At 71.5% G+C, this 25,960-nt stretch carries 24 protein-coding genes; 15 read left to right on the forward strand and 9 right to left on the reverse strand.

Annotated features, from left to right (window positions below; translation table 11 throughout):
- Positions 1-10: 10 nt before the first annotated feature.
- Entirely contained in the window at positions 11-2,077 is a 2,067-nt protein-coding gene (locus ACWEFB_RS19305; protein WP_452287165.1) for a hypothetical protein, read from the forward strand.
- Positions 2,078-2,086: 9 nt separating this feature from the next.
- On the opposite strand, the gene ACWEFB_RS19310 is transcribed toward ACWEFB_RS19305, so the two are convergent.
- The 4 genes from ACWEFB_RS19310 to ACWEFB_RS19325 all read right to left on the reverse strand — a co-directional run bounded on the left by ACWEFB_RS19310 (position 2,087) and on the right by ACWEFB_RS19325 (position 6,111).
- Complete coding sequence (locus tag ACWEFB_RS19310) at positions 2,087-3,514, reverse strand: sensor histidine kinase (protein ID WP_452287167.1); 1,428 nt, start codon at positions 3,512-3,514, stop codon at positions 2,087-2,089.
- Positions 3,504-4,199, reverse strand: coding sequence for a response regulator transcription factor (locus tag ACWEFB_RS19315; protein WP_452287169.1), 696 nt, complete (start codon positions 4,197-4,199; stop codon positions 3,504-3,506). The genes ACWEFB_RS19310 and ACWEFB_RS19315 overlap by 11 nt, the downstream gene beginning before the upstream one ends.
- 94 nt (positions 4,200-4,293) lie before the next feature.
- Positions 4,294-4,791: a hypothetical protein gene (locus ACWEFB_RS19320; RefSeq protein ID WP_452287171.1), complete on the reverse strand. Its 498-nt coding sequence runs from the start codon at positions 4,789-4,791 to the stop codon at positions 4,294-4,296.
- 129 nt (positions 4,792-4,920) lie between these two features.
- The gene (locus ACWEFB_RS19325) at positions 4,921-6,111 is read right to left on the reverse strand and encodes a thiolase family protein (RefSeq protein ID WP_452287173.1); all 1,191 of its coding nucleotides are present in this window, start codon (positions 6,109-6,111) and stop codon (positions 4,921-4,923) included.
- 79 nt (positions 6,112-6,190) lie between these two features.
- Between ACWEFB_RS19325 and ACWEFB_RS19330 the strand changes: the two genes are divergently transcribed.
- Entirely contained in the window at positions 6,191-6,649 is a 459-nt protein-coding gene (locus ACWEFB_RS19330; protein ID WP_452287175.1) for a PH domain-containing protein, read from the forward strand.
- Positions 6,650-6,698: 49 nt separating this feature from the next.
- Here the strand turns inward: ACWEFB_RS19330 and ACWEFB_RS19335 are convergent, their stop codons facing one another.
- Positions 6,699-7,610 carry a rhomboid family intramembrane serine protease gene (locus ACWEFB_RS19335; RefSeq protein WP_326561755.1) on the reverse strand — a complete coding sequence of 304 codons (912 nt, stop codon included), beginning with the start codon at positions 7,608-7,610 and terminating at the stop codon, positions 6,699-6,701.
- A gap of 92 nt (positions 7,611-7,702) precedes the next feature.
- Positions 7,703-8,233, reverse strand: coding sequence for a peptidylprolyl isomerase (locus tag ACWEFB_RS19340; protein ID WP_326561756.1), 531 nt, complete (start codon positions 8,231-8,233; stop codon positions 7,703-7,705).
- 159 nt (positions 8,234-8,392) lie between these two features.
- Between ACWEFB_RS19340 and ACWEFB_RS19345 the strand changes: the two genes are divergently transcribed.
- On the forward strand, positions 8,393-9,148 hold the full coding sequence (locus ACWEFB_RS19345; protein WP_452287178.1) for a hypothetical protein: 756 nt from the start codon (positions 8,393-8,395) through the stop codon (positions 9,146-9,148).
- A gap of 14 nt (positions 9,149-9,162) precedes the next feature.
- Here ACWEFB_RS19345 and corA read toward each other — a convergent pair whose 3' ends face one another.
- Both corA and ACWEFB_RS19355 read right to left on the reverse strand, forming a co-directional pair.
- Positions 9,163-10,326, reverse strand: a complete 1,164-nt coding sequence (gene corA / locus ACWEFB_RS19350) for a magnesium/cobalt transporter CorA (protein ID WP_452287180.1) — start codon at positions 10,324-10,326, stop codon at positions 9,163-9,165.
- A 396-nt stretch (positions 10,327-10,722) separates the two neighbouring features.
- On the reverse strand, positions 10,723-11,823 hold the full coding sequence (locus ACWEFB_RS19355) for an aminotransferase-like domain-containing protein (RefSeq protein ID WP_326561759.1): 1,101 nt from the start codon (positions 11,821-11,823) through the stop codon (positions 10,723-10,725).
- Positions 11,824-12,009: 186 nt separating this feature from the next.
- On the opposite strand from ACWEFB_RS19355, the gene ACWEFB_RS19360 reads away from it, so the two are divergent.
- The 4 genes from ACWEFB_RS19360 (at position 12,010) to ACWEFB_RS19375 (ending at position 15,106) form a co-directional block, all read left to right on the forward strand.
- Complete coding sequence (locus ACWEFB_RS19360; RefSeq protein ID WP_452287182.1) at positions 12,010-12,459, forward strand: NUDIX hydrolase; 450 nt, start codon at positions 12,010-12,012, stop codon at positions 12,457-12,459.
- Positions 12,460-12,555: 96 nt separating this feature from the next.
- Positions 12,556-13,329: a phosphocholine cytidylyltransferase family protein gene (locus tag ACWEFB_RS19365; protein WP_452287184.1), complete on the forward strand. Its 774-nt coding sequence runs from the start codon at positions 12,556-12,558 to the stop codon at positions 13,327-13,329.
- Positions 13,330-13,338: 9 nt separating this feature from the next.
- The gene (locus ACWEFB_RS19370; protein WP_452287186.1) at positions 13,339-14,406 is read left to right on the forward strand and encodes an iron-containing alcohol dehydrogenase family protein; all 1,068 of its coding nucleotides are present in this window, start codon (positions 13,339-13,341) and stop codon (positions 14,404-14,406) included.
- On the forward strand, positions 14,390-15,106 hold the full coding sequence (locus ACWEFB_RS19375; protein ID WP_452287430.1) for a CDP-alcohol phosphatidyltransferase family protein: 717 nt from the start codon (positions 14,390-14,392) through the stop codon (positions 15,104-15,106). Before ACWEFB_RS19370 ends, ACWEFB_RS19375 begins: the two co-directional genes overlap by 17 nt.
- A 73-nt stretch (positions 15,107-15,179) precedes the next feature.
- Here the strand turns inward: ACWEFB_RS19375 and ACWEFB_RS19380 are convergent, their stop codons facing one another.
- A complete protein-coding gene (locus ACWEFB_RS19380) occupies positions 15,180-16,361 on the reverse strand; it encodes a glycosyltransferase (RefSeq protein ID WP_452287187.1) in 1,182 nt (393 codons plus the stop codon).
- 25 nt (positions 16,362-16,386) lie between these two features.
- Here ACWEFB_RS19380 and ACWEFB_RS19385 point away from each other — a divergent pair, with 25 nt between their 5' ends.
- The 8 genes from ACWEFB_RS19385 (at position 16,387) to ACWEFB_RS19420 (ending at position 25,959) form a co-directional block, all read left to right on the forward strand.
- Entirely contained in the window at positions 16,387-17,247 is an 861-nt protein-coding gene (locus tag ACWEFB_RS19385; RefSeq protein WP_452287189.1) for an Fpg/Nei family DNA glycosylase, read from the forward strand.
- A 271-nt stretch (positions 17,248-17,518) separates the two neighbouring features.
- A complete protein-coding gene (locus tag ACWEFB_RS19390; RefSeq protein ID WP_452287191.1) occupies positions 17,519-19,081 on the forward strand; it encodes a sugar transferase in 1,563 nt (520 codons plus the stop codon).
- Positions 19,082-19,131: 50 nt separating this feature from the next.
- The gene (locus ACWEFB_RS19395; RefSeq protein WP_326561766.1) at positions 19,132-20,349 is read left to right on the forward strand and encodes a sensor histidine kinase; all 1,218 of its coding nucleotides are present in this window, start codon (positions 19,132-19,134) and stop codon (positions 20,347-20,349) included.
- 22 nt (positions 20,350-20,371) lie between these two features.
- Entirely contained in the window at positions 20,372-21,127 is a 756-nt protein-coding gene (locus ACWEFB_RS19400) for a LytR/AlgR family response regulator transcription factor (protein WP_326561767.1), read from the forward strand.
- 88 nt (positions 21,128-21,215) lie between these two features.
- Positions 21,216-21,893 (forward strand): response regulator transcription factor, encoded by a 678-nt coding sequence (locus ACWEFB_RS19405; protein WP_452287194.1) that lies wholly within the window; start codon positions 21,216-21,218, stop codon positions 21,891-21,893.
- Positions 21,890-22,981 carry a HAMP domain-containing sensor histidine kinase gene (locus ACWEFB_RS19410; protein WP_452287196.1) on the forward strand — a complete coding sequence of 364 codons (1,092 nt, stop codon included), beginning with the start codon at positions 21,890-21,892 and terminating at the stop codon, positions 22,979-22,981. Before ACWEFB_RS19405 ends, ACWEFB_RS19410 begins: the two co-directional genes overlap by 4 nt.
- Before the next feature lie 398 nt (positions 22,982-23,379).
- The gene (locus ACWEFB_RS19415) at positions 23,380-25,302 is read left to right on the forward strand and encodes a DUF4153 domain-containing protein (RefSeq protein WP_452287198.1); all 1,923 of its coding nucleotides are present in this window, start codon (positions 23,380-23,382) and stop codon (positions 25,300-25,302) included.
- A gap of 243 nt (positions 25,303-25,545) precedes the next feature.
- Entirely contained in the window at positions 25,546-25,959 is a 414-nt protein-coding gene (locus ACWEFB_RS19420; RefSeq protein ID WP_452287200.1) for a hypothetical protein, read from the forward strand.
- The last annotated feature ends 1 nt before the right edge of the window (position 25,960 follow it).

Below are 25,960 nucleotides of genomic sequence, written 5' to 3' on the forward strand. Positions count from 1 at the left end.
ACTTCCCGCCATGCCGGCTGCGTCGTCCGCGCTCGTGGTGGTGCCCCTCCTCGGGTACCTGTCCCTGCTGTACGCGGTACGCCCGGCCACGGGTACCACCGTCGGACCGTACCGGTTGGCCGCCGTCCGGGCCGCGCTGGCCACCGGCGCCTACGCCGTACTCGCCGTGGAGCTGCTCGGTGCGCTCGACGCGCTGACGCTTCCGGCGATCGCGCTCGCCTGGCTGATCTTCCTGGTCGCGGCGGTCGCCCTGGCCGTACTGCGCCGTCGCCGCGAGGGGCCGGGTCGGTGGGCGCCGGTCCGCGACCGGTTCCGCTCCGCCTGGCGTACGGCGAGCCGGGGCGAAAAACTGCTCGCCGGTACGGTCGCCGGCCTGCTCCTGGTCGATCTCGTCGTCGCCCTGCTGGCCGAGCCGAACAACTTCGACTCCCAGACGTACCACCTGCCGAAGATCGAACACTGGGTGGCCCAGGGGTCGCTGGAGTTCTGGCCGACCGCCATCCACCGGCAGGTCACCATCCCGCCCGGCGCCGAATACCTGCTGCTGCACCTGCGCCTGTTCACCGGCGGCGACGGGCTCTACAACCTGGTCCAGTGGGCCGCCGGGGTGGGCTGCCTGCTGCTGGCCGCCCGGATCGCCGCCCAGCTCGGCGGCGGCCGGCGCGCCCAGCTCCTCACCGCGTTCCTGGTCGGCACCACCCCGATGGTCGTACTCCAGGCCACCAGCACCCAGACCGACCTGGTCACCGCCGCCTGGGTGGCCTGCCTGGCGACGCTGGTCCTCGACGGGCTGACCCGACGTGTCACCGCCGGTACGGCACTCGCCCTCGGTACGGCCACCGGGCTGATCGCGGTCACCAAGACGAGCGGGTTGCTCGGCGCCGGTCCGCTGCTCGTCCTGTGGGCGCTCGCCCAACTCCGGCTCGGCTGGACCGGCGCCCACCCCGGTCGAGGCCGGGCGGTGTGGTCCACCGGGCTCGCCTCGGTGGTGATCCTGCTGGTCGCGGCGGTGGTCACCGGACCGTTCCTGCTCCGGGTCACGGCCGAGTTCGGTAACCCGCTCGGGCCGCCCCGGCTGCGCGAGTCGATCCCGATGCAGCGGCACGACCCCGGCTCGATCCTGGTCAACGCCCTGCGGATCGGGCAGACCGCGCTGGACACACCGCTGAGCGCGCTGACCGGCACCCCTGCCGGTGTGGTCGGCGACGCACCCGCCGAGGCGATCGAGGGCGGGGCGCGGCTGATCGGGGTGGACCCGCAGGACCGGGCGACCACGTTCGGCAAGACCACGTTCCCGGTCCAGGCGTGGTACCCGGACGAGGACCGGGTCGCGTTCCCCATCGCCGGCGCGCTGGCGCTGATCGGCTGCGTGTTCGCGCTGGTCCGCCCGCGTCGGATCAGTCCGGACCGGCCGGGTGCGCTGCGGGCGTACGCGGTGACGGTGGCGGTGACCCTGCTGCTGCACAGCGCGATGATCAAGTGGCAACCGTGGGGGAACCGACTGCTGCTGTACGCGCTGGTGATGGCCGTGCCGCTGGCCGGGCTCTGGCTGGACGCGCTGTTGCGTGCGCGTACCCGGGACAGGACGACCACCGACCGACCGGGCCGGCGCTCGGTGGCGGTCGTCCTGGCGGTCGCCCTGCTCGCCGGCTCGGCGCTGGCCGGCGTGCTCGCCGTGTCGTACGGCTTCCCCCGCCGGCTCGTCGGCCACGGCTCGGTGTTCACCACCTCCGACTGGGACACCCGGTTCCTGCGGCGTCCACAGTGGGCGGACGAGTTCCGGTGGGCCGCCGACCGGGTACGGGCGACCGACGCGCGACGGATCGGCCTGGTGCAGCAGAACGACAACTGGGAGTACCCGTGGTGGCTGCTCCTGCGCGACGGGGACGGGGGTGCCGAACGCGAGATCGTGGCGTTGCAGTCGGTGCTGCCCAAGCGGCCACCGGCCAGCCCGTCCAGTGTGGACGCCATCGTCTGCACCGGGATCCGTGCCGACTGCACCCGGCTCGTACCGCCGGGTTGGCGGGTCGAGTTCCGCGACTACGTCGGCGTCGCCCTCCCACCCGACCCCGGATGAGCCGGTGGATCAGCGGGGCGGTGGCAGCCAGACGGTGAACCGGGCACCGCCCTCGGGCGCGTGTCCGGCGTCGATCCGGCCGCCGAGCCGGCGGACCAGACCGGCGGCGAGCGCCAGTCCGAGCCCACTGCCGACCTTGCGTACGCCCCGGTAGCGCTGGTGCAGCGCACCCCGCTCGAAGGCCACCGCCAGGTCGTCGTCGGTGAAACCGGGCCCGCCGTCGCGTACCTCGATCACCCCGCCGCCGTCCGGGGCGACCGCCACGGCGAGCACCACCGGCGCACCCGGCGGTACCACCCGCAGCGCGTTCTCCAGCAGCCCGTCGACGACCTGCCGGATCCGTCCCGGATCGGTGTACGCCGACACCGGCCCGTCCGGCACCTCGGTACCGAGGTGCACCCCCAGGCCGGCGTACCGGGCTCCCCAGGTCTCGGCCGCGTCGGCGACCAGCCGAGCGAGGTCGACCGGAATCGGTTCGAGTGGAAAGTCGACCGCCTCCAGCCGGGCCAGCGCCAGCAGGTCGCTGACCAGCCGGTCCAGGTGTTCGGCCTCGGCGAGCATGGTCTGTCCCGCGCGTTGCGCCCCCTCCGGGCCGACCACCCCGTCGGCGATCGCCTCGGCGTAACCCCGGATCGCGGTCAGCGGCGTGCGCAGCTCGTGCGAGACCGAGAGCAGGAACTCGCGCTGCCGGCCCTCGCTGCCGGCCAGCGCGGCGGCGAGCTGGTTGAACGCGTACGCCAGGTCGGCCACCTCCTGCGGTGGCTCGACCGGCAACCGTACGGTCCGGTCACCGGAGCGCAGCCGCCCGGCGGCAACGGCCGCGTCGTGGATCGGCCGGGCCAGCCGGCGGGCGAGCAGCACACCGGCGACGACGCCAGCGGCGAGTCCCGCGAGCAGCGGTAACCAGAGGCTGCCGAGCACCGCCCAGGAGAGTCCGGTGGAGACCGGGCGGGCAAGCACCACCCCGTTGCCGCCGGGCAGGGTGCGTCCCTCGACCAGTGACGGAACACCGGCGACCGTACGGCGGCCGGAGAAGTTCCGCCCGGCACCTACCTGGTCGACCACCCGTGCCGGCAGACCCGGCCGGTCGGCCACCCCGGCCCGGATCAGGTACGCGTCGATGTCCTGGTTGCGCAACTGCCGGATGATCCGTTCCTCGTCGGCGGTACGGCCACGGTCGAGGCGCAGACGGAGGGTCTCGGCGGCCAACCGAGCCTGCGCGGAGAGCGCCTCCCGGGCCTGGCGCTGTGCCGCGTTGGCCGCCAGCGGTCCGGCCACCGCGGCGGTGACCAGCACCGACACCAGTGCCACCGCGCAACTGACCAGCACCGCACGGGCGGACAGGGTACGGCCGACCCGCCACCAACGCGGGGGTGGCAGGTCGGACGGGACCTCGGCGGACGGGTGCGTGTGGGGGCCCTGCCGGTCAGTCGGCACAGGCGTACCCGACTCCCCGGTGGGTCCGGATCACGTCCGCACCGGCGCCGAGCTTGGCGCGTACCTGCGCGACGTGCACGTCCACGGTCCGGGTGCCGGCGTGTGCCGCGTAACCCCAGACGGCGGCCAGCAGCTCGTCCCGGGTAAAAACCCGGCCGGGCCGGGCCATCAGGTGCGCGAGCAGGTCGAACTCGGTCGAGGTGAGCTGCACCGCGGCGCCCGCGACGGCCACCGTACGCCGGGCGGGGTCGAGGGTGACCGGCCCGGCGGCGCGCGGGCGTTCGGTCCGGTCCGGCGGCCCCGCCGCCCGGCGCAGTACGGCCCGGATCCGGGCGACCAGTTCCCGTGGGCTGAACGGCTTGGTCACGTAGTCGTCGGCGCCGAGTTCCAGCCCGACGATCCGGTCCGTCTCGTCGTCGCGGGCGGTGAGGAAGATGACCGGGGTCCAGTCCCCGTCCTCGCGCAACCGGCGGCAGATCTCGGTGCCCGCCAGTCCGGGCAGCGAGATGTCGAGTACGCAGGCGACCGGGCGCAGCCGTCGGGCGGCGGCGAGCCCGGCGGTGCCGTCCCGTTCGACGTGCACACCGAATCCGTCCCGGACCAGGTAGAGCCGGACCAGATCGGCGATGGCCGGCTCGTCCTCGACTACCAGGACGAGTCCACGAGCGGGTACGTCGTCCGTCACCCGACCATGATGGCCGACTCCGGGCGGGCCGGACATGGCGGCTCTGTTCGAGTTCTGTACGGATCCGGTACGGCGGTTCGCGCGGCGGGTCGACTCAGATCGCCACGGCCGGGCTGAACTTCGGCCGACGGGCCTCTTTCTGGCGCGTCGCCGCCTGCGGTTCGGGTACGCCGGCACCGAGGAACACGTGGTCGAGCAGGGCGTCGAGATGCACCACCGGCTGCCGCCGGCCGGCTCTGATCAGGTAGCGCTCCCGGACGCCGTCCACCGCGGTCGCGGTGAACTCCATGACGGGCAGCCGGGGGTCCGGGGCCCAACTGACGTTGTTGAGGTGCCGCAGATCGGTGTTGAGGTGCAGGCTGAGCCGGTGCAACAGGCGGCTCTGCTGGGTCACCACCAGCCGGTGGCCGGTGAGCAGGAGCAGGTGACCGCCGGACACCGGCGCGTCCGGTCGGATGCAGCGGGCAACCAGGACCGTGGCGTCGTCGGCGGCCACGCACCGCCGGAAAACCGGCAGGTGCCTGCTCAGAATCGGCTCGGCCAACCCCGCCTCCGCCGCAGCCGGCAGGAACGTTCGGAAGAAGAGGTCCATGCGATATCCAACGAGACGTCACCTGAATCTGACGTGGCGCAGGCATGGATGAATGTGAAATTACAGAACTTCCACGATGGCAAGTCCATGCTCCGACGGCGCGTCGGATGCCCATAAGCGGACAAACAACTACAGCAGCTCCACGATGGTGGCGTTGGCCATGCCGCCGCCCTCGCACATCGTCTGGAGGCCGTACCGGATGCCGTTGTCCCTCATGTGCTGCAACATCGTGGTCATGATGCGGGCGCCCGAGCCGCCGAGCGGGTGGCCGAGGGCGATCGCGCCGCCGCGCGGGTTGAGCCGGTCCGGGTCTGCCTCGGTCTCGGCCAGCCAGGCCAGTGGCACCGGGGCGAACGCCTCGTTGACCTCGTACACCCCAATTTCCTCGATGCCCAGTCCGGCCCGGCGCAGCGCCTTCGCGGTGGCCGGAATCGGTCCGGTCAGCATGATCACCGGGTCGTCGGCGGCGACCACCGCGGTGTGGATCCGGACCAACGGTCGCAGGCCGTGCTGACCGGCCCACTCCGAACTGGTCACCGCGAGCGCGGCGGCACCGTCCGAGATCTGCGATGCCGAACCGGCGGTGACCACACCGTCGGGCCGGAACGGGGTGGCCAGTTCGGCCAGCCGGGCCAGCGTGGTGTCCCGGCGGATGCCCTCGTCGGCGGCGACCTTGCCGCCGTCGGCGACCGGGACCGGGGCGATCTCCGGGTCGAACGCGCCCGCGTCCTGGGCGGCGGCCGCCTTCTCGTGACTGGCCAACGCGAACTCGTCGAGCTGGGTACGGGACAGCCGCCACCGCTGCGCCATCAACTCGGCCCCGATCCCCTGGTTGAACGGCACCGGATCCGAGGCGGCGAAGCCGTCCACCCCCCGGTAGCGGGCCCGTACCTGGTCGCCGTACGGCAGCCCGTCGGTGCCGGAGGCGGGCACCTGGATGCTGCTGCCCATCGGCACCCGGGTCATCGACTCCACCCCGCCGGCCACCACCAGCTCGGCCTGACCGGAGATCACCGCGGCGGCGGCGAAGTGCAGCGCCTGCTGGCTCGAACCGCACTGCCGGTCGAGCGTGGTGCCGGGCACCGACTCCGGCCAGCCCGCACCGAGTACGGCGTTGCGCCCCACGTTCCACGCCTGCTCGCCGACCTGGGAGACGCAGCCCCAGATCACGTCGTCCACATCAGCCGGATCCAGGCCGGTACGTTCGGCCAACGACCGCAGCACGTGCGCGGACAGGTCGACCGGATGGACCGTGGCCAGACCGCCCCGGCGTCGCCCGACCGGGGTGCGTACCGCGCCGACGATGACCGCGTCTCTCATCACAACTCCCCGGTAACTTAGCCTGCTCCGATCGTACGCGGGCTGGCTCGCCGCCCCGCGATCCTGGCATCCTGGATCGGTGCACCCCGATCAGAGCGTGACGCCGACCCGCTGGCGGGTTCGCCCCGCCGTGCCCGTACTGAAGGTCACCGGTGCGGTGGTCCTGGTCGGGCTGGGCCTGCTGCTCGGTGGCGGAGACCCGGTGCCGATCGGGGTGACCGTGCTGGCCGCCGTCGGACTGCTCGGCTGGGCCGTACGCGACCTGGTCGCTCCGGAGAGGCTCGCCGTCGACCCGGCCGGGGTGACCGTGATCAGGGGATTCGCCGGTCGCCGGCACCTCGCCTGGACCCAGATCGAACGGATAGCGGTGGACAACCGGCCCCGCCTCGGTCTGCGTACGGACACCCTGGAACTCGACGCCGGTGACTCACTGCACTTCTTCAGCCGCCACGACCTCGGTGCCGAGCCGGGCGAGGTGGCCGACGCCCTGCGCGCGGCCAAGTTCGGCGCCGGCCGAGGAGCCGCCGACCCCGCCTGATCCGGCGGGGTCGCGCCGACGTTGGTGGCCCACCTCGGGCCGCCGGTCGTCAGCCGAGCAGCAGTGAGGTCCGGAGCACGGTCAGACCGATCAGCGCGATCACGATCACCGCACCACCGGTGGCCTGGAAGACGGACCGGCGCATTCGCGGGGCGTAGGCGAGCACCAGCGCCATCAGTGCGCCGATCACCAGGCCGCCGAGGTGCCCGGCGATCGAGATGCCGGGCACGGCGAAGGTGAAGACCAGGTTGACCACGAGGACCGGCACCACCGCCGAGGTGTCCCGACCCATCCGGCGCATGATGATGAACAGCGCGGCGAAGAGCCCGAAGATGGCGGTCGAGGCGCCCACGGTCTGGGCGTTGGGCGCGGAGAACAGGTACGCGGCCACGTTCCCGCCGAGCCCGGCGATCAGGTAGAGCGCGAGGAAGCGCAGCGGCCCGAGGGTCGCCTCCAGGGTGCGGCCGAGCATCCAGAGCGCCCACATGTTCAGCAGCAGGTGCACGATCCCGTAATGCAGGAACATGGCCGTGAACAGGCGGTAGTACTCGTCGGCGGCGACTCCGTGCGGGGCGCCGAACGGCTGGTACGACGCGAAGCCCAGCACCGAGCCCCACCGGGTGAGCGGGGTGCCGCCGCCGAGCAGTCCGCCGAGCCCGCCACCGGCGACCGCGTCGCCGCCACCGGCCGACGCGATCGAGATCAGCATCAACAGCACGTTGAGGCCGATCAGGGTCTTGGTCACGTACCCGGCGCGGCCGGCGGCACCGCCACCGAAGGCGGTACGCGCCGGCCGCTGGGTACGCCGGCCTTCCGAAACGCACTCCGGGCACTGGTGCCCGACCGACGCTTCCCGCATGCAATCAGGGCAGATCGGCCGGTCGCACCGGGTGCACCGGACCCAGGTCTCCCGACCCGGATGGCGATAGCAGACCGGGGTGGTCGGGGGCGACTCGCTCACGCGGCCACCTCACTGCGCTTACTCAACGCCCGCCACCTCGCTGCACTCGGGGTGCTCTCGCTCATGCACGCAAAGGGTACCCCGGTCGGTGGTCAGTCGCCGATGCGCTCGATCTCCACCCGCTCGATCACCACGTCCTGACGGGGCCGGTCGGCCGGGTCGGTCGGGGTGTTGGCGATCGAGTCGACAACCTTCACCGAGTCGTCGTCGGCCACCTGGCCGAAGATCGTGTGCCGGTTGTTCAGGTGCGGGGTCGGGCCCACGGTGATGAAGAACTGCGAACCGTTGGTGCCCGGTCCGGCGTTCGCCATCGCGAGCAGGTACGGCCGGTCGAAGCGCAGCTCCGGGTGGAACTCGTCACCGAAGTTGTAACCGGGGCCACCCCGGCCGGTGCCGGTCGGGTCGCCCATCTGGACCATGAAGCCGCTGATCACGCGGTGCGAGATGGTGCCGTCGTAGTACGGCCCGCTGCCCGGCTGCCCGGTGCGCGGGTCGGTGTACTCCTTCGTGCCCTCGGCGAGCTCGACGAAGTTGCGCACCGTCTTGGGCGCGTGGTTGGGGAAAAGTTCCAGCCGGATCGGACCGGCGTTGGTGTGCAGGGTGGCGTAAATGGCCTCGGCCACGGGGTACTCCTCGATCGTCGTGGACTTGCCGGCCGGGGGACGCAGACCGGCAGGCACGGGTCAGTTTCCATGCGGATCCTCCCATGTGCCCGTTCCGGCCGTGCGGAGGCATCCAAAGGTGGAGGATGACGGAGGAACAACCCGAGGAGGTGGAGACCGGTGTTTGGATTCGGGCGCCGCAAGTCCCACACGCAGCTCGTCCGTACCGAGCTGGGTGAGGGCTTCGGTCACATCAGGCAGGCTGCCGGCCACGCGGCGGAGGGTGTCGGCGCGACCGTCGGCCCCCGCGTACAGGTGGCCCGCAACTACCTCGCGCCGACCGCGACGAAGGTCGCGCAGACGGCAGCCGATGGTTGGGGATCGACCATGACCGCGATCGCGCCTCTCGCCGTGGCCGCGTTGGCCGGCGCTCGCCAGGCCGGCACGGGCACCGGTCGGACGGGGATCGGGAACCTGACGGGATCTAAGAAGAAGATGATGAGAGCGATGCCGAAGAACAAGCGGAAGTCGAACACGTCACGTCGGCGCTGGACCATGCTCACCGGACTGCTCGCGGCCGGCGCGGTGGCCGGTGCGGTGGGGGCGGTCGCCATGCGCCGCCGGCACCAGGAGCACTGGGAGACGTACGAGCCGTTGCCGGCACCGGAGACGAGCCGCAGCGATGGTCGGGCGACCGCCGGTGGCGGCCTCAGCTCCAGCGCCGGTGGCGCCGGTCGACCCTCCGGTGAGAGCGCCGCGGGGGCGACGAAGCCGAAGCCGGTCACCATCGAGAAGGTCCGGGACCGGACCGCGGTAGCCGGGGAGAAGATCTCCACTACCGCCGGTACGGCCGACGGTGCCAAGTCCACCGCCAAGGCCGGGGCGAAGCCCGACGGGCTGCTCGGCACCGGACCGGCAGGCAACAGCCGGAGCTGACCGCTCGCGAGCGGTCAGAGCCAGCGGTTGCGCCGGAACCAGCGGTAGAGCCCCAACGAGATCGCCACCATGAGGGCGGCCACCACCGGGTAGCCGTACTTCCACTGGGTCTCCGGCATGTACGCGAAGTTCATGCCGTACACACCGGCGATCGCGGTCCAGACGGCGGCGATACCGGCCCATGCGGCGATCTTGCGCATGTCGTTGTTCTGGTCGACGGTGACCTGGGCGAGTCGCGCCTGCAGGATCGAGTTGAGCAGGTCGTCGTACGAGTTGACCTGTTCGACGGTCCGGGTGAGGTGGTCCTGGACGTCCCGGAAGTAACGCCGGATCTCCTTGGGCACGTCCCGGTTGACCGTGCCGGTCAACATCATCAGCGGCCGTTGCAGCGGGACCACCGCGCGCTTGAACTCGACCAGCTCACGCTTCATCTGGTAAATCCGCTGGATCCGGCCGTGCGCCTTGACCGAGAACACCTGGGCCTCCAGGGTGTCCAGGTCGGCCTCTACCTGGTCGGCGACCTCCAGGTAGAGGTCGACCACCCGGTCGGTGACCGCGTACGCCACCGCCCACGGTCCCTGTTCCAGCAGCTCCTTCTTGCCCTCCAGGTCGGCCCGGACGGCGGCCAGCCGGCAGGCGTCACCGTGCCGGACGCTGATCACGAAGCGGGGGCCGATGAAGAGCATCACCTGGCCGGTCTCGACCACCTCGGAGGTCTCGGTCAGCTCGCCGTGCTTCACGTACCGGGCGGTGCGGAGCACCAGGAAGCTGACCTCGCCGAACCGTTCCAGCTTGGGGCGCTGTTCGGCCTTGACCGCGTCCTCGACGGCCAGCTCGTGCAGGCCGTACGTCTCGGCGATGCCCGCCATCTCCTCCTGACCCGGCTCGTGCAGCCCGAGCCAGACGAACGCGTTGGACTTGCTGCCGTCGGCGGAATTCTGCTCGGCGGCGGCCAGCGCGGAGGCGTAGTCCCATTCGCCGGGCTGGCGCACCCCGTCGACGTAGAGGCCGCAGTCGACCACGCCGGTACGGACTCCGCCGGGCGTGGATGCGTGGTGCTGGCCGGGGTCGGCGTTGAGCCTGCGCCCCATCGCCCGGACCGGTTCGATCCAGGAGCGGGGTCGGACCCGGACCCGCCCGTCACTACCCGTCTGGTCCCGGTCGAGTCGCTCTGCCATGGGCCTGCCCGCCCCCCTCCGTGATTCTCGGTACGCGGCTTGCAGGCTACGCCGAGAGTCGCCGTACGCCGACCGCACCGGGGGAAGGGTCGGCGCCGGGTGGACCGACCGCGTCGGGGGGTAAGGTGCGGTCGGCCCACCCGGCGCCTTTGGGGGCGGGGGGCTATGCATTTGGGTCCTGCCGGTCGAACGCGGCAGGACCAGCACGGACAACGTCGTGGCTGGTGGCCGGGTCGAAACGCGACAGGCGCTCGCAGCATTGTGGGCCGTTTGCCGGGTCCGGTGGGACCCCCGGACCGGCAAAGGCGAACTTCTGTCGGGTATCTGACAGTTCTTTAGTGGCCGACGCCGATTCTTTCTGATCAACGCCCGTTTCTTGCGTACCGCTTTCCGTGCTCAGTTCTGGCCGCGGACCTCGTCCACCGCGGCGGCCAGCCGGCGTACGCCCTCCTCGATCTGGTCGACCGTGACCGCCGAGTACGCCAACCGCAGCGCGTGGTGCCCGCCCTCGATCAGGAAGTCACTGCCCTTGACCACGGCGACCCCACGCTCGGCGGCGGCCGGCGCCAGCCGGTCGACCCGTACGTCCGGGGGCAGCTCGATCCAGAGGAAGTAGCCGCCGTCCGGCTCGTAGAACCGGACACCCGGGATCTGGGCGCGCAGCGCCTCACCAAGCAGACGGGCCCGCTCGCCGAGCGCGGTGCTGACCGTCTCGATCGAGCGGTCGATGTCACCGGAGACGCAGAACTGGTAGACGGTCGCCTGCGCGAACATGCCCGGCGAGATGTAGAGGTTGGTGGCCTTCTTGGCGATCTCGGCGATCAGCGCGGCCGGTCCGATCAGGTAGCCGACCCGGACCCCGGGGCAGACCGTCTTGGTGAAGCTCGACGCGTGCACCACGACGTCGTGCTCGTCCAGGGAGAGCATCGAGGGGATCTGCTCACCCCGGAACCGGATGTCCGCGTACGGGTCGTCCTCGAAGATCGTGAAGCCGTACTCGGCTGCCAGGGCGAGCAGGGTCCGCCGCTTCTCCAGCGAAAGGGTCACCCCGGCCGGGTTCTGGTAGTTCGGGATGATGTGCGCGAGCTTCGGACGTACCCCGGACTCGAGCAGCTTGCCCAGCTCCTCGGTGTCGATGCCGTCCGGGTGGATGGTCACCGAGTGCAGGTCGCCGCCCTGCTGCTGCAGGTTGAGCAGGGTCCGGTCGTAGGTCGGCCGTTCCACCACCACCGAGTCGCCGGGCCGGACCAGGTGCTCGAAGAGGAACGCGTCGGCCTGCAACGAACCGTTGGTCACCAGCACCTGGTCCACCGCGACGCCGTGCTTGCGGGCGATCCACTCCCGCAGGGGCGGGTAGCCCAGCGACGTTCCGTAGGCGGTGACGCCGGCCGGGTCCGCGTCCAGCGCGCGTACGGCCGCGGCCTTCAGCCCTTCGATATCGATGATGTCCAGCGACGGAGCGCCACGGGCAAAGGAGATCAGCTGCTCGGCAGTCATGACTACCCAGCGTACGGGCGACCCCGGCCGCTCCGGCGGCGGCACGGCGATGTCCGAATCCTGGAAAACGGGACCGACTCCGTCCCAACCCGCGCGCCGAACCAGGGGTACGCGCACCGCCCCGACGTCGGTGCACCCCGGAATAGACCCTGTTCACAGCGCACATCCGGGAACTAATCTCGACCCGTGCCCACCGACCCCCTCCGGTGCGCCGGAGCCCTGATCGTCGACGACGACGGTCGGATCTTCTTCCAGCGCCGGTCCCCGCAGCGAAAGCTCTTCCCCGACACCTGGGACATCGTCGGCGGCCACCTGGAACCCGGCGAGGGGATCGAGGACGCGCTGTCGCGTGAGGTGACCGAGGAGACCGGCTGGACCGTGTCGGTGGTCCTCGGCCTGGTCGGTGAGTACACCTGGACCGGCAACGACGGGTTCACCCGACTGGAGAGCGACTTCCTGGTACGCGTCGACGGCGACCTGACCCGCCCCCGGCTCGAGGTGGGCAAGCACACGGAGTTCCGCTGGCTGAACGAGCACGAGATCGAGGTGCTGGACGAGCACCGGCACGTCAACGACGGCATGATCCGCCGGATCGCCGAGGACGCGTTCGCCGCCCTGCACGCGATCGGCCTCTGACCGGTCCGGCCGCTGCCCGGTCCGGCTGGAAACCGCCGTTCTGTCCCTCGGGGCTATCCTCCGTGCGGTAGTCGTTGTCACAAGGAGGATCCACTGATGATCGGATTAGTGCTCGCCGCAGGGGCCGGGCGCCGGCTGCGCCCGTACACGGACACCCTGCCCAAGGCGCTCATTCCGGTCGATGGTGGCACGACCATCCTCGACATCGCGCTGCACAACCTCGCCGAGGTCGGGCTGACCGAGGTGGTCGTCGTGGTCGGCTACGCCGCCTCCGAGGTACGCGACCGCCAGGCCGCCCTGGAGCAGCGCCACGGCGTACGGCTGACCCTGGTGCAGAACGACAAGGCCGAGGAGTGGAACAACGCGTACTCCCTCTGGCTGGCCCGGGACCACTTCGCCCAGGGGGCGTTGCTGGTCAACGGCGACACCGTGCACCCGGTGAGCGTGGAGCGGACCCTGCTGGCCAACCGTGGTCCGGGCATCCTGCTCGCCATCGACGACGTCAAGAAGCTGGCCGACGAGGAGATGAAGACCATCCTCGACGCCGACGGTCAGCTCACGAAGATCACCAAGCTGATGGACCCGGCCGACGCGTACGGGGAGTACATCGGCGCCACCCTGATCGAGCCGGCCGCCGCGCCCGCCCTGGCCGACGCGCTGGAGGCGACCTGGCGCCGGGACCCGAACCTCTACTACGAGGACGGCTACCAGGAGTACGCGAACCGGGGCGGTGAGGTGCGCGGCACCCCGATCGGTGACGTGGAGTGGGTCGAGGTCGACAACCTCGCCGACCTGACCCGGGCCCGTGAGATCACGAGCTGGCAGTGGGCGACCGGGTCCGGCACCGACGACCGGCCGACCGGCAGTTAGGGGAGTCGGGTGCCGCTGCTAGCCCGTACGGTCAACACGCCACTGATCATCGAGGTGCGCCGGGGCGCGATCGCCGACCTCGGCCCCCTCCTCGCCGACCAGCGCATCTCCGCCGGTGGTGACGTGGCGGTGGTGGTCGGCCCTGGGCAGGGTGAACGGATCGTCGAACTGATCCGCCCCACCCTCGGTTCCGCCGACGTGTTCACCGTCGCCGGTGGCACCCTGGACGCCGCCCTCGAACTCGGCGACAAGCTCCGCGCCCGCTCGTACGACGCGGTTGTCGGCATCGGCGGGGGCAAGACCATCGACACCGCCAAGTACGCCGCCGCCCGGTACGGCATCCCGATGGTGTCGGTGGCGACCAGCCTCGCCAACGACGGGATCGCCTCCCCGATCGCCACCCTCGACCACGACGGGGGACGCCCGTCCTACGGTGCGCACATCCCGATCGCGGTCGTGGTCGACCTGGACTTCGTCGATTCCGGCCCGGACCTGCACAACCGGGCCGGAATCGGGGAGCTGCTCAGCAACATCAGCGCGCTCGCCGACTGGGAGCTGGCCCGCGAGATGTGCGGTGAGCGGGTGGACGGGCTCGCCGCCACGCTGGCCCGTACCGGCGCCGAGGCGATCATCAACCATCCCGGCGACATGACCGACGACGGTTTTGTCACCATCCTCGCCGAGTCGTTGATCGCGAGCGGCCTGGCCATGGCGATCAGCGGCACCAGCCGGCCGTGCAGCGGCGGTTGCCACGAGATCATGCACGCGATGCACCTGCTCCGGCTCGGCACCGGTTCGCACGGCGAGCAGGTCGGTCTCGGCGGCCTCTTCTGCACCTTCCTCCGGGGTGACCTGCCCCGGTTCCGGCAGATGGCGAGCTGCCTGCACCGCCACGGCCTGCCGATCCTGCCGGCCGATCTCGCGCTGACCGACGACCAGTTCGTCGACGTGGTTCTGCACGCTCCCCGGACCCGACCTGACCGCTACACGATCATCGAGCACCTCGACCTGTCGCCGGACGGGATCCGCGACCGGCTGGCAGACTACGCCGATGCCCTCCGTGACCACCTCCGCTGAGCCGTCCCGTCCGACCACCGCCGACTTCTACCGGGTGAACCGGGGCGGCGGCCTGTTCAGCGAGGCGTTCAGCCAGCGCCTCGGTGCCGGCTTCGCGCTGCTCGCGTACCGCCTGGGGTTGAGCCCCACCGCGTTGACCATGGGGAACCTGGTGCTCGGGCTGGCCGCCTCGGTCGCCGTGGTGGCGCTGGCCGGGCCGGTCGCCGACGGGGACGTACCGGCCTGGGTGGTCGGGCTGATCGCGCTGGTCGGCTGGCAGGTCGCGTACGCCCTGGACTGTGCCGACGGGCAGCTCGCCCGGGTCACCGGGCGGGGCAGCCCGGCCGGTGCGCGGGTCGACATCCTCTGTGACGTGGCGGCCCAGATCGCCCTGGTGACCGCGCTCGGGGCGACCGCGGTGGCGCAGCGCCCGAGCACCCCGGTCTGGCTGGTCGCGGCGTTCGCCGGGACCTGGATGGTCAACCTGGTCACCTCGGTGATGCAGGCGGGTCCGAACCACGCCAGCATGGTCACCTCGACCAGTCTGCCGGTACGCCTGGCCAAGCTGATCCGCGACTACGGCGCGGTGATCTTCGTGGCCGCCCTGGTCCTGATCCTCGTCCCGGCCGCCACGATCTGGATCATCGCGGCCTTCACCGTGGTCAACGGCGGCTTCCTGCTCGCCAGCATCGCCTTCTCCGCCCGCGCCTCCCTCCGCTGAGGCCTATCCGAGGCTCGCCTCGTCGATCTAGGGCAAATACGTGTGATCGGAGATCAGGTCACAGGTATTTGCCCTAGATCGACGGCCGGTGGATGAGGGAGCGGTAGGTGGCGAGGAGTTGGGTGGTGACTACGTCGGGGTGGAAGGTGGCGAGGTAGCGGGCGCGGGCCAGGGGGGCGAGCGCGGGGGCGGCGGCGCGGGCGGTGGGCAGGGCGGCGGCCAGGGCGGTCGCCTCCGCCGGCACCACCCAGCCGGCGGCGGTCGGCGGATGGTCCATCCCGATCAGGTACGGCACCCCGCCGAGCGCCGTACCGAGCACCGGTCGGCCGGCGGCGAGCGCCTCGATCACCACCGTCGGCAGTACGTCGTGCCAGGTCGGTACGGCCACCACCACCGCGGCTGCCCGTACGGCGGCCCACACCCCGGCGCGATCCAGCGGGCCGAGGTACTCGATGTCGGTACGTTCCCGGGCCGCCGCCTCGGCCAGTGGGCGCAGCTCGCCGTCCCCGGCGATCCGGAGCGGGCCGAGGGACCCGTCGGGGTGCTGCCGCCAGGCCTGGAGCAGCAGGTCGAGACCCTTCTCCGGGGAGAGCCGGCCGAAGAAGAGGAAGCCGTCGCCGAGCGGGGCCGGCTCGCCCGGATCGGGGATCGCGTTCGGCTTGATCACGATCCGGTCGTCCGGGATGCCGTACTCGCGTAGGTGGTCGGCGACCGCGGAGGTGAGGGCGATGAACCGGTCGACCGAACGCCACGTGGGCCGGTGGACCGCCAGGGTGGTCGCCATGAGCGCGCTCTGCGCCCGGGAGCCCCGGTAGCAGCGGTGCACGATCGCGGGCACGCCGAGCGCCCGTCCTCGGCAGTCGTGGCAGATGTGCCCGTCCCGGAAGTACAGCCCGGAGGAGCAGACCTGCCGGTAGTTGTGCACCGTCTGGACCACCGGCACACCGTGCCGGTGCGCGGTCCGCACCACCCAGGGTGACAGGAGGGGGTACGGATTGTGCAGGTGCAGTACGTCCGGCCGTTCGGTCTCGATCAACCGGCTCAGATCCTGCTGCGCCTGGGGCGCGTAGATGGGCGAGATCGGCAACAACACCTTCGCGCTCTTGGGCATCGCCGGGATCTCGTCCGAGCTGCGCAGGAACGGCAGCACGTCGACCCCAGCCCCGGTGAGCTGGGCGATCTCCAGATCGACCATGGTGTTCTCGCCCGACGGCTGAGCTTCTCGATACCGGTTGTGCGCTACGACCACCTTCACGCGACTAGAGGCTACCGTTAGTGACGTGCCCGAACTGCCTGAGGTAGAGGCGCTCGGCGCCTATCTGCGCGAGCGCGCGGTCGGCCGCCGGGTGGAGCGACTCGAGGTCGCCGCCATCAGCGCCCTGAAGACGTACGACCCGCCGCCGTCGGCCGCGTCCGGTCGCTCCGTGACCGGCGCCGGTCGGTACGGCAAGTTCCTCGACGTCCGGTTCGACGACGGCCTGCACCTGGTGGTCCACCTGGCCCGTGCCGGCTGGCTGCACTACCGGGAGGCGTTCCCGTCCACCGCCCCGCTCAAGCCCGGCAAGGGTCCGATCGCGGTCCGGGTACGCCTCGACGACAGCTCCGGCTTCGACCTCACCGAGGCCGGTACGCAGAAGAAGCTCGCCGCGTACCTGGTGACCGATCCGGCGCAGGTGCCCGGGGTGGCCCGGCTCGGCCCGGACGCGCTCGCCGCCGACCTGCCCCTGTTCAGCGAACGGCTGCGCGCCAAGCGCGGACAGGTCAAGGGGGTCCTGACCAACCAGGAGATCCTGTCCGGGGTGGGCAACGCGTACTCCGACGAGATCCTGCACGCCGCCCGGCTGTCCCCGTTCGCGATCACCGACCGGCTCACCGACACGCAACTCGCCGCCCTGCACGCGGCGACCCGGCAGGTCCTCGGTGACGCGGTCGCCCGGTCGGTCGGGCAACGGGCCGCCGAGTTGAAGGGCGAGAAGCGGTCCGGGCTGCGGGTGCACGCGCGTACGGGGCTGCCCTGCCCGGTCTGCGGCGACACGGTGCGTGAGGTCTCGTTCGCTGATTCGAGCCTCCAGTACTGCCCGACCTGCCAGACCGGCGGCAAGCCCCTGGCGGACCGCCGACTATCGCGACTTGTGCGTTAGGTGACCAACAATTGGCTGAGGGTAGAAATCGCCCAGGTGGAGATGGAATCTCCATCGGACAGATCTGGCCAGGACGCCATCCATCGGTATAGTGACCCGGTCCGAGGCGCTTATCGGGCGGTGCCGGCTCGCTCTCATCGCCCGTCGGTGGAGCGTAAAGTCCCTCCGGTCGACGCCCCTACCGGGGCCTGCGTGGGAGACTGAGACGGTGGGCGACCCGAGCCCTTTCGGCGAATGGGCGGCACGTGTCACACGGGAGGACGTAGGTGAGGTGACGACAAGCCTCCAGCGCCCGGTAACTGGCACTGGCCGGAATGGCCCGGTACGACACGTCGACAGCTTCGAGATCCAGCTGCCGGCGACTCCGCCACCGAACGGCGTACCCCGTTCCGCCTGGGCCAAGGTCAGCCGGCGGGTCTCGCGGTGGCACCGTCCGTACATCCTGATCCTGCTCCTGCTGGACTTCGGCGCGGCCGCGTTGGCGAGCTGGGTGTCGATCCAGCGGTTCGAGAAGGCCACCTCCGGTTTCAACGGCGCGGACGTCGACGCCACCTGGTTCCACACGGTGACGTACCTGTTACTGCCGCTCGGTTGGCTGCTGGTGCTGTGGGGCAACCGTGCCTATGACCGGCGCTATCTCGGCATCGGCACCGAGGAGTTCAAACGCGTCGTACGGGCCGGCATCGTGGTCGCGGCGAGCGTTTCGTTCCTCGCCTTCGCGACCGTGACGAAACTGTCCCGACTCTCCGTCGCCACGGCGGTACTCGGCGCACTGCTGTTCATCCTGATCTTCCGATTGCTGGCGCGTTTTGTACTGCACACGATGCGGCGGCGCAGCGGACACGCCGCGCACCGGATGGTGCTGGTCGGCACCCTCCCGGAGGCGCTCGAGGTCTACACCGCGGTCACCCGCAGCCCGGCCGCCGGGCTGATCCCGGTCGCGATCCACCTCACCGACGGTTACGCCGCCGCCCGGGGAATGGAGACCCCGGTGCCGGTCTACGCCGGGCGCGACGTGCTGGCGCTGGTCCGCGAGGTCGCCGGCGACACGATCGCGGTCTGCGGCTCGGCCAGTTGGGAACCGGGCGAACTGCGCCGGCTCGCCTGGCAGCTGGAGGGCTCCGGCATCGACCTGGTGGTCGCCCCGCAGTTGACCGACATCGCCGGTCCCCGGGTGCACATCCGGCCGATCGAGGGCCTGCCGCTGCTGCACGTCGAGGAGCCCACCCTCTCCGGTCCGGCGCTGCTCGCGAAGAACCTGCTCGACCGGGTCGCCGCCGGGCTGGGGCTGCTCCTGCTCTCCCCGCTGTTCATCGCGATCGCGCTCGCCATCCGGATCTCCGACCCCGGCCCGGTCTTCTTCCGCCAGCCGAGGGTCGGGCACGAGGGCCGCACCTTCCGGGTCTGGAAGTTCCGGACCATGTACGTCGACGCGGAGGACCGCCTCGCCGGACTGGTCGACCAGAACGAGACCGACGGCATGCTCTTCAAGATCAAGGAGGACCCCCGGGTCTTCCCCGTCGGCCGGTTCCTGCGGGCCAGCTCCCTGGACGAGCTGCCGCAGCTCATCAACGTACTCAAGGGCGAAATGTCCCTGGTCGGCCCGCGTCCGCTCCCGGCCGACGACGGCGACTTCCTCGGCGACGTACGCCGCAGACTGCTCGTCCGCCCCGGCATGACCGGCCTCTGGCAGGTCTCCGGCCGATCGGACCTGTCCTGGGACGAAGCCGTACGCCTCGACCTCTACTACGTCGACAACTGGTCCCTCGCCTACGACCTGAGCATCCTCTGGCGGACCATCGGCGTGGTCCTGGCCCGCAAGGGCGCGTACTAGCCGGACCAGGGCGGGTTTCGCTTTTGGGGCGGGTCGGACAGGATCTGTCCGTGGGGCCGAACCTCTCTGCTGTGCTTGCGGTCGTCGCGCTGGTGAGTGCGCTCGGCGCCGCCCTGTTCGCGGTGCTCCGGCTGCGCGCCCGGCGGGGCATCGCGACCGCGACCCAGTTGGCGACGTACGACGTGTTGCACACGGCCGGGCTCGCGGCCGAGCCGTTACGCGCGGGCCTGAACCCGGCGAGCGCGGCAAAGGCCGTACGGCACCTGCGTGCCCTCGTCGGGGCGGCCGGGTTGGCGCTGGTCGACGACAGTGAGGTGCTCGCGATCGACGGTCGGGGCGGCCACCACGGCGCCCAGTACGTCACCGCCGCGGAGCGGGCGATCGGGGCGAACCGGTCGACGGTGCTCGGCGAGTCGGAGTTGCGCTGCGACCGGGTCGACTGCCCGATCCGGGGTGCGGTGGTGGCGCCGCTGACCGGGTCGGACGGCCGGGCCCTCGGGGTGCTGGTGGCGATCGCGGACGACCAACCGGCGCCGGGTCTGGTCCAGGCGACGCTGGAGACGGCCCACTGGGCGAGTGCACAGCTCGCGCTCGCCGAGCTGGACTCGTCGCGGGAGCGGCTGGCCCGCGCGGAGGTACGCGCGCTGCGGGCACAGATCAGCCCGCACTTCATCTACAACGCGCTGACCGCGATCGGCTCGTTCGTGCGTACGGATCCGGAGCGGGCCCGGGAGCTGATCCTGGAGTTCGCCGAGTTCACCCGGTACTCGTTCCGGGCGCACGGCGAGTTCACCACGCTCGCCGAGGAGTTGCGCTCCATCGACCGTTACCTCACGATCGAGCGCGCACGCTTCGGTGACCGGCTCCAGGTCCGGCTGGAGATCGCGCCCGAGGTCCTGCCGGTGAGCGTGCCGTTCCTCTGCCTGCAACCGCTGGTCGAGAACGCCGTACGGCACGGCCTGTCCCGCAAGCCGGGGCTGGGGATGGTCAGCATCGAGGCGCGTGACGCGGGCGCGGAGTGCCACATCACGGTGGAGGACGACGGGGTGGGAATGGATCCGGCGGTGCTCGCCCAGGGGATCGCCGAGGCGGCCCGGGACAGCGCCGACGACTCGGGCCAGCACGTGGGACTCTCCAACGTGGACGAACGACTCCGGTCGGCGTTCGGGGACGGGTTCGGCCTGGTGGTGGAGACCGGGCTCGGATCGGGTACGAAGGTGAGCATGCGGGTGCCGAAGTTCCACCGACAGGTCCGAGCGCGTACGTGAACGGGCGGGAAGGGGTGGGGGTGTGAACGGTTTCCTGCGGGTGCTGGCGGTCGACGACGAGCCGCCCGCGCTGGACGAACTCGCGTACCACCTGCGGGCCGACCCCCGGGTGGCCCGGCTGCACACCGCGTGCGACGCGACCGAGGCGCTACGGGTGCTCCGGGACGCGGACGTCGACGTGGTCTTCCTCGACATCCGGATGCCGGGGCTGGACGGGATGGAGCTGGCCAGGGTGCTACGGCGGTTCGCCCGACCTCCGGCGATCGTCTTCGTCACCGCGTACGACGACGGCGCGGTGGACGCCTTCGACCTGGGCGTGACCGACTACGTCCGCAAGCCCGTACGCGCCGAGCGGCTGGCCGAGTCGCTGCGTCGGGTGATCGGCGCCCGGGTGGTGCCCGCCCATCCGGCGGCGATGGCCCGAGCCGAGGAGGATCCGACCATCCCGGTGGAGTTGGCCGGTACAACCAGGATGCTGCCCCGGTCGGCGGTGCGTTGGGTGGAGGCGCAGGGCGACTACGCCCGGCTCTACACGGCGGACGCCTCGCACCTGGTCCGGGTCCCGCTGGCCACCCTGGCCGAACGCTGGGCCGACGCCGGTTTCGTCCGGATCCACCGCTCGTACCTGGTCCAGCTCCGGCTCATCGCCGAACTCCGGCTGGCAAACTCCGGGTACGTGGTCGTGGTCGACGGCACCGAACTGCCGGTCAGCCGCCGCCACACCCGCGAGCTGAAGGACAAACTCGTGCGGGCGGCGAAGCAGGACTGGAACCGCTGACCGGTTATCCACAGGCGAAGCTCGTTCTCCACAGGTTATTCACAACCTGCCCCATCCCTCTCCATCCCGCATGCCTACAGTCCAGGACATGAACGAACGTCGGGTCCTGGTCGTCGAGGACGAGCAGACGATCGCGGAGGCGGTTGCCGCGCGGTTGAGGGCGGAGGGTTTTGCCGTCGAGATCGCCGGTGACGGTCCGTCCGCGGTCGAGTCGGTCCGGATGCGCCCACCGGATCTGGTGGTGCTCGACGTGATGTTGCCGGGGTTCGACGGGCTGGAGGTGTGCCGCCGGATCCAGGTCGACCGCCCGGTGCCGGTGCTGATGCTGACCGCCCGCGACGACGAGACCGACCTGCTGGTCGGGCTCGCGGTCGGGGCCGACGACTACCTGACCAAGCCGTTCTCGCTGCGGGAACTGGCGGCTCGGGTGCACGCTCTGCTCCGCCGGGTGGACAGGGCGGCGAGCAACGCCCAGCAGATCCTCCGGCTCGGCGACCTGGAGATCAACCAGGCCGAACGGCGGGTACGGCGCGCCGGGGTGGAGGCCCACCTGACCCCGACCGAGTTCGACCTCCTGGTCCACCTCGCCGGGCGGCCACGGACCGTACTGCCCCGGGAGCGGCTGCTCTCCGACGTCTGGGGGTGGGCCGACGCGTCCGGCACCCGGACCGTGGACAGCCACATCAAGGCGCTGCGCCGCAAGCTCGGCTCGGATCTCATCCGGACCGTGCACGGCGTCGGCTACGCGCTGGAGGTACTCCCGTGACGGAGACGATCTGGACGTGGGTCAACCGGGGACTCGACCTGCTGCCCCGCCCGCTTGATCCGGTCCGCTCGATCAAGGTGAAGCTCGGGATACTGCTGGTGTCCTCGGGCGCCGCCGCCCTGGTCGTCTTTCGGATCGGCATCGGCTGGATCCCGCCGTGGACCTCGGTGACCGCCATCATCATCGCCCTGGCCACCTCGCAGGTCCTCGCCCACGGGATGACCTCGCCGCTGCGGGAGATGACCGCCGGAGCACGGGCGATGGCCCGGGGTGACTACTCCAGGCGGGTCCGGGCCACCTCGCGGGACGAGGTCGGCGAGCTGGCGGTCGCGTTCAACCAGATGTCGGCGGAGCTGGCCGAGGCCGACCGGCGGCGGCGCGAGCTGATCGCCAACGTGTCGCACGAGCTGCGTACGCCGATCACCGCGTTGCAGGGGGTGCTGGAGAACATCGTGGACGGGGTGGCCGAACCGGAGCCGGCGACCCTGCGTACCGCCCTGGCGCAGACCGAACGCCTCGGCCACCTGGTCGCCGACCTACTGGACCTGTCCCGGCTGGACGCCGGGGTGGTCCCGCTGCGCCGGGTCAACATCGACGTCGCGGACTTCCTCGACGAGGCGGTCCGGCTGGCCGCGGCGAGCGCGACCGGCGCCGGGCGGACGGTCGATTTCCGGGTACGCCAACCAGCCGTGCCGCTGAGCATCAAGGCCGACCCGTGGCGGCTGCACCAGGTCTTCGCGAACCTGCTCGACAACGCGGCCCGGCACAGTCCAGCCGGCGGAAACGTACTCGTCAGCGCGGTGCAGCGGGCCGACCGGCTCGACGTCGAGGTGACCGACGAGGGCGAGGGGATCCCGGTGGGGGAACGCTCTCGGGTCTTCGAACGGTTCACCCGGGGCGAGCGGGCCGGTGACGGCGGCACCGGACTCGGCCTGGCCATCGCCCGCTGGGTGGTCGAGATGCACGGCGGCACCATCGCGGTGGCGGAACCTGCGCCGACTGCCGGCAACCGCCGGAACACCGGTTGCCGGATCCGGGTGAGCCTGCCACTCGGGCTCACCCAGCCATCGGTCTCCACCGGCCCCTGAACCCTTTCCGCACCACCGGCTGCCCCGCCCCGCGTACGACTGGCGGGCGGACCGGCCGGTCGGATCCGCGTGCCTTCGGAGGAACCATGTCCGCACGTCCAGTTCCCGGTCCGGTACCCGAACCGGAACCGTCATCCAATCCGCACCAGCCTCGGGAACCCATCGCCGCACCAGCAGCGGCTCCGGCACAGGCGACGGGTCCCGCTCCGGCACAGGCCGCGGGTCAGGGTCCCGCTCCGGCACAGGCCGCGGGTCAGGTTGCGCCTCAGCAGCCGGCACCAGCCGGGCAGCAGCCTGCGGCACCCGCGCGGGTGCCGCACGTGGCAGCGCAACGTCCGCCGGCGACCGGGTGGCCGCCCACGGGTCCCCACTGGCCGGTTCCGGCGCAGCCACCGCTCGTGCCCCCACCGCCCTCGATGTGGCAGCGGCGTTGGCCGGGACCGGCGGGAGGCGCACCGCAGGCGGTGCTTGCCGCGACGGCCGTGGCGGCGGTCATCGCCGCCGTCAGCATCCCGCTGGACCGGGCCGGGGTCGGCTGGCTCGTCGCCGTGGTGGCGGGCACGGTATCGCTGGGCATCGCCGCATTCAGCCGGGCGACCACGAGTCTGCCCAGCCCGCCCGAGCCGAACGCGACCCACCCGAGCCCGACCCACCCAAGCGCGACCGAGCCGGGCGCGACCCATCCGAGCCCGTCCCCGAACGCGACCGAACCGAACGCGACCGAACCGAACGCCGGCCCGAATCTGGCCCGGCCGAGTGCGGCCGAGGCGAGCGGGCTCGCGGCTAACCCGGACCGGGCGGGACAGAGCGCGCCCAACCCTGACCGGGCGAGCCAGAACGCGGTGCGCCCGAGCCCGGTTCCTGCGGCCAGTTCGGTCGGCAAGCCGGCCGAGCCCGGCCCGGCCGGCGTACCCGCTCGCCCGGCTGGCGTACCCGCTGGCGAGGCCGGCGTCGGTGGCACAGACCCGGTACGGTCCGGCAACACGGGGATGCCGGACCGTACCGCTTCGGCCGGGGCGGGGCGGGTGGGCAGGGCGCCGCTGGGCGTGACCCGGCTCGTCTGGCTGGCGGCGACGGTGGCCCTGGTCGGGGTCGGCACGGTACGGGCGGCCGGGTGGCTGTTCGTACTCTGTCTGCTCACGGCCGGACTGACCGCGTGCCTGGCGGTGGCCAACGGCCGCACCCTGTCCGGCCTGTTCTTCTCCGTCGTGATCGCACCCGAGGCGTTCTTCCGGTCGGTGCCATGGGCGCGACGCGGGCTGCGCCAGGCGGACCGGACGGGCCGCTCCAGCCTCAGCCGGGGGTTCGCCACCGCAGGGGTCTCGGTCGGCCTGCTGGTCGTCTTCGGCGCCCTGTTCGCCTCGGCGGACGCGGCGTTCGCCGACCTGATCGACGGGCTGCTCCCGGAGTTCTCGGCCGGAACCGTGTTCCGGTGGATCTTCGTGGGGCTGGCGGTCGGCGGCGGGCTGCTGGGAGCGGCGTACGTGCTGGCCGCGCCGCCGGACCTGACCGGGTTGGAGCGGCCCTCCCGGCACCGCCTGCGGGGTACGGAGTGGGCGGTACCGGTCGCCCTGCTCGACGTACTCTTCGCGGCGTTTGTGCTGGTGCAGCTCACGAACCTGTTCGGCGGTTCCGCGCACGTGCAGGACACCGCCGGACTGACCTACGCCGATCATGCCCGGGGCGGCTTCTGGCAACTGCTGGCGGTCACCGTGCTGACCCTGATGGTGATCGCCGGGGCGATCCGGTGGGCACCTCGGGGCAAACCGGCGCAGCGTTGGCTGATCCGGGGCCTGCTCGGCGTACTCGCCCTGTTCAGCCTGGTTGTGGTCGCCTCCGCGCTGTACCGGATGAACGTCTACACCCACGCGTACGGGGCGACCCGGCTCCGCCTGCTGGTGGCCGCGTGCGAGCTGTGGCTCGGGGCGATCTTCGTACTCATCCTGGTCGCCGGGGTACGCCTGCGCGCAACCTGGCTGCCCCGAGTGGTGGTCGGTACGGCGGTGCTGGCGCTGCTCGGCCTGGCCGTGGCGAACCCGGACCGGCTGATCGCCGAACGCAACGTCGACCGGCACGCCACCAGCGGACGGGTCGACCTCGACTACCTGTCCCGGCTCTCCGCCGACGCCGTCCCGGCACTCGACAAGCTCCCCGGCCCGCTGCGCGACTGCGCGCTCAGGGAGATCGCGCAGAACCTGACGGACCATCCCGACGACTGGCGGGGCGCGAACCTCGGCCGCTCCACCGCGTGGAAACTCCTGCGCGCGGACCCGGTCGTCGGCCCCGGCCAGCAGTACGGCACCTGCTCCGACAAACCCTGACCACCCGCCCTCTCCTCTCCCACCACCCCTCCTCGCCACGCCCTTGCCACGCCTCTCCACGCCTCTCCTCGCCTCTCCTCGCCTCTCCTCGCCTCTCCTCGTCGATCTAGGGCAAATACGTGTGTTCAGAGATCAACTCACCTGTATTTGCCCTAGATCGGCGACACGGGCGCGGGGCGCACGGGGGCGGGGCGGGGGCGGGCGGGCACTTGACAATCGGCTGCGGGGGGTGAGACTGCCGGGGTGGCCGCTCCCATCGATCCGTCCCCCGATCCGGCGGCGCCGACCGTCACGCCTCGGTCCCGGATCGTGCTGGCCGAGGTGTCCCGGCACGGTCACGGGCCGGCGCGTACCCGGACCGAGCTGACCGAGCAGACCCGGGTCGGCGAGGCACTCGTACGCGGACTCGTGCGCGCCCAACTGGCGCTCGCCCTCCGGCTGTCCCTGGTCGTCGCGATCGGGCTCGGCGGCCTGCCGTTGATGTTCGCGCTCGCTCCGGCGGCCGGTGAGGTGAAGCTGTTCGGGGTGAACCTGCCCTGGTTGCTGCTCGGTGTCGGCGCGTTCCCGTTCCTGGTCGGGGTGGGCTGGGCGTACGTGCACCTGGCGGAACGCAACGAGCAGGAGTTCACCAACCTGGTCCAGCGACCGGAGCGCTGAG

The sequence above is a fragment of the Micromonospora sp. NPDC004704 genome, from assembly GCF_053601675.1.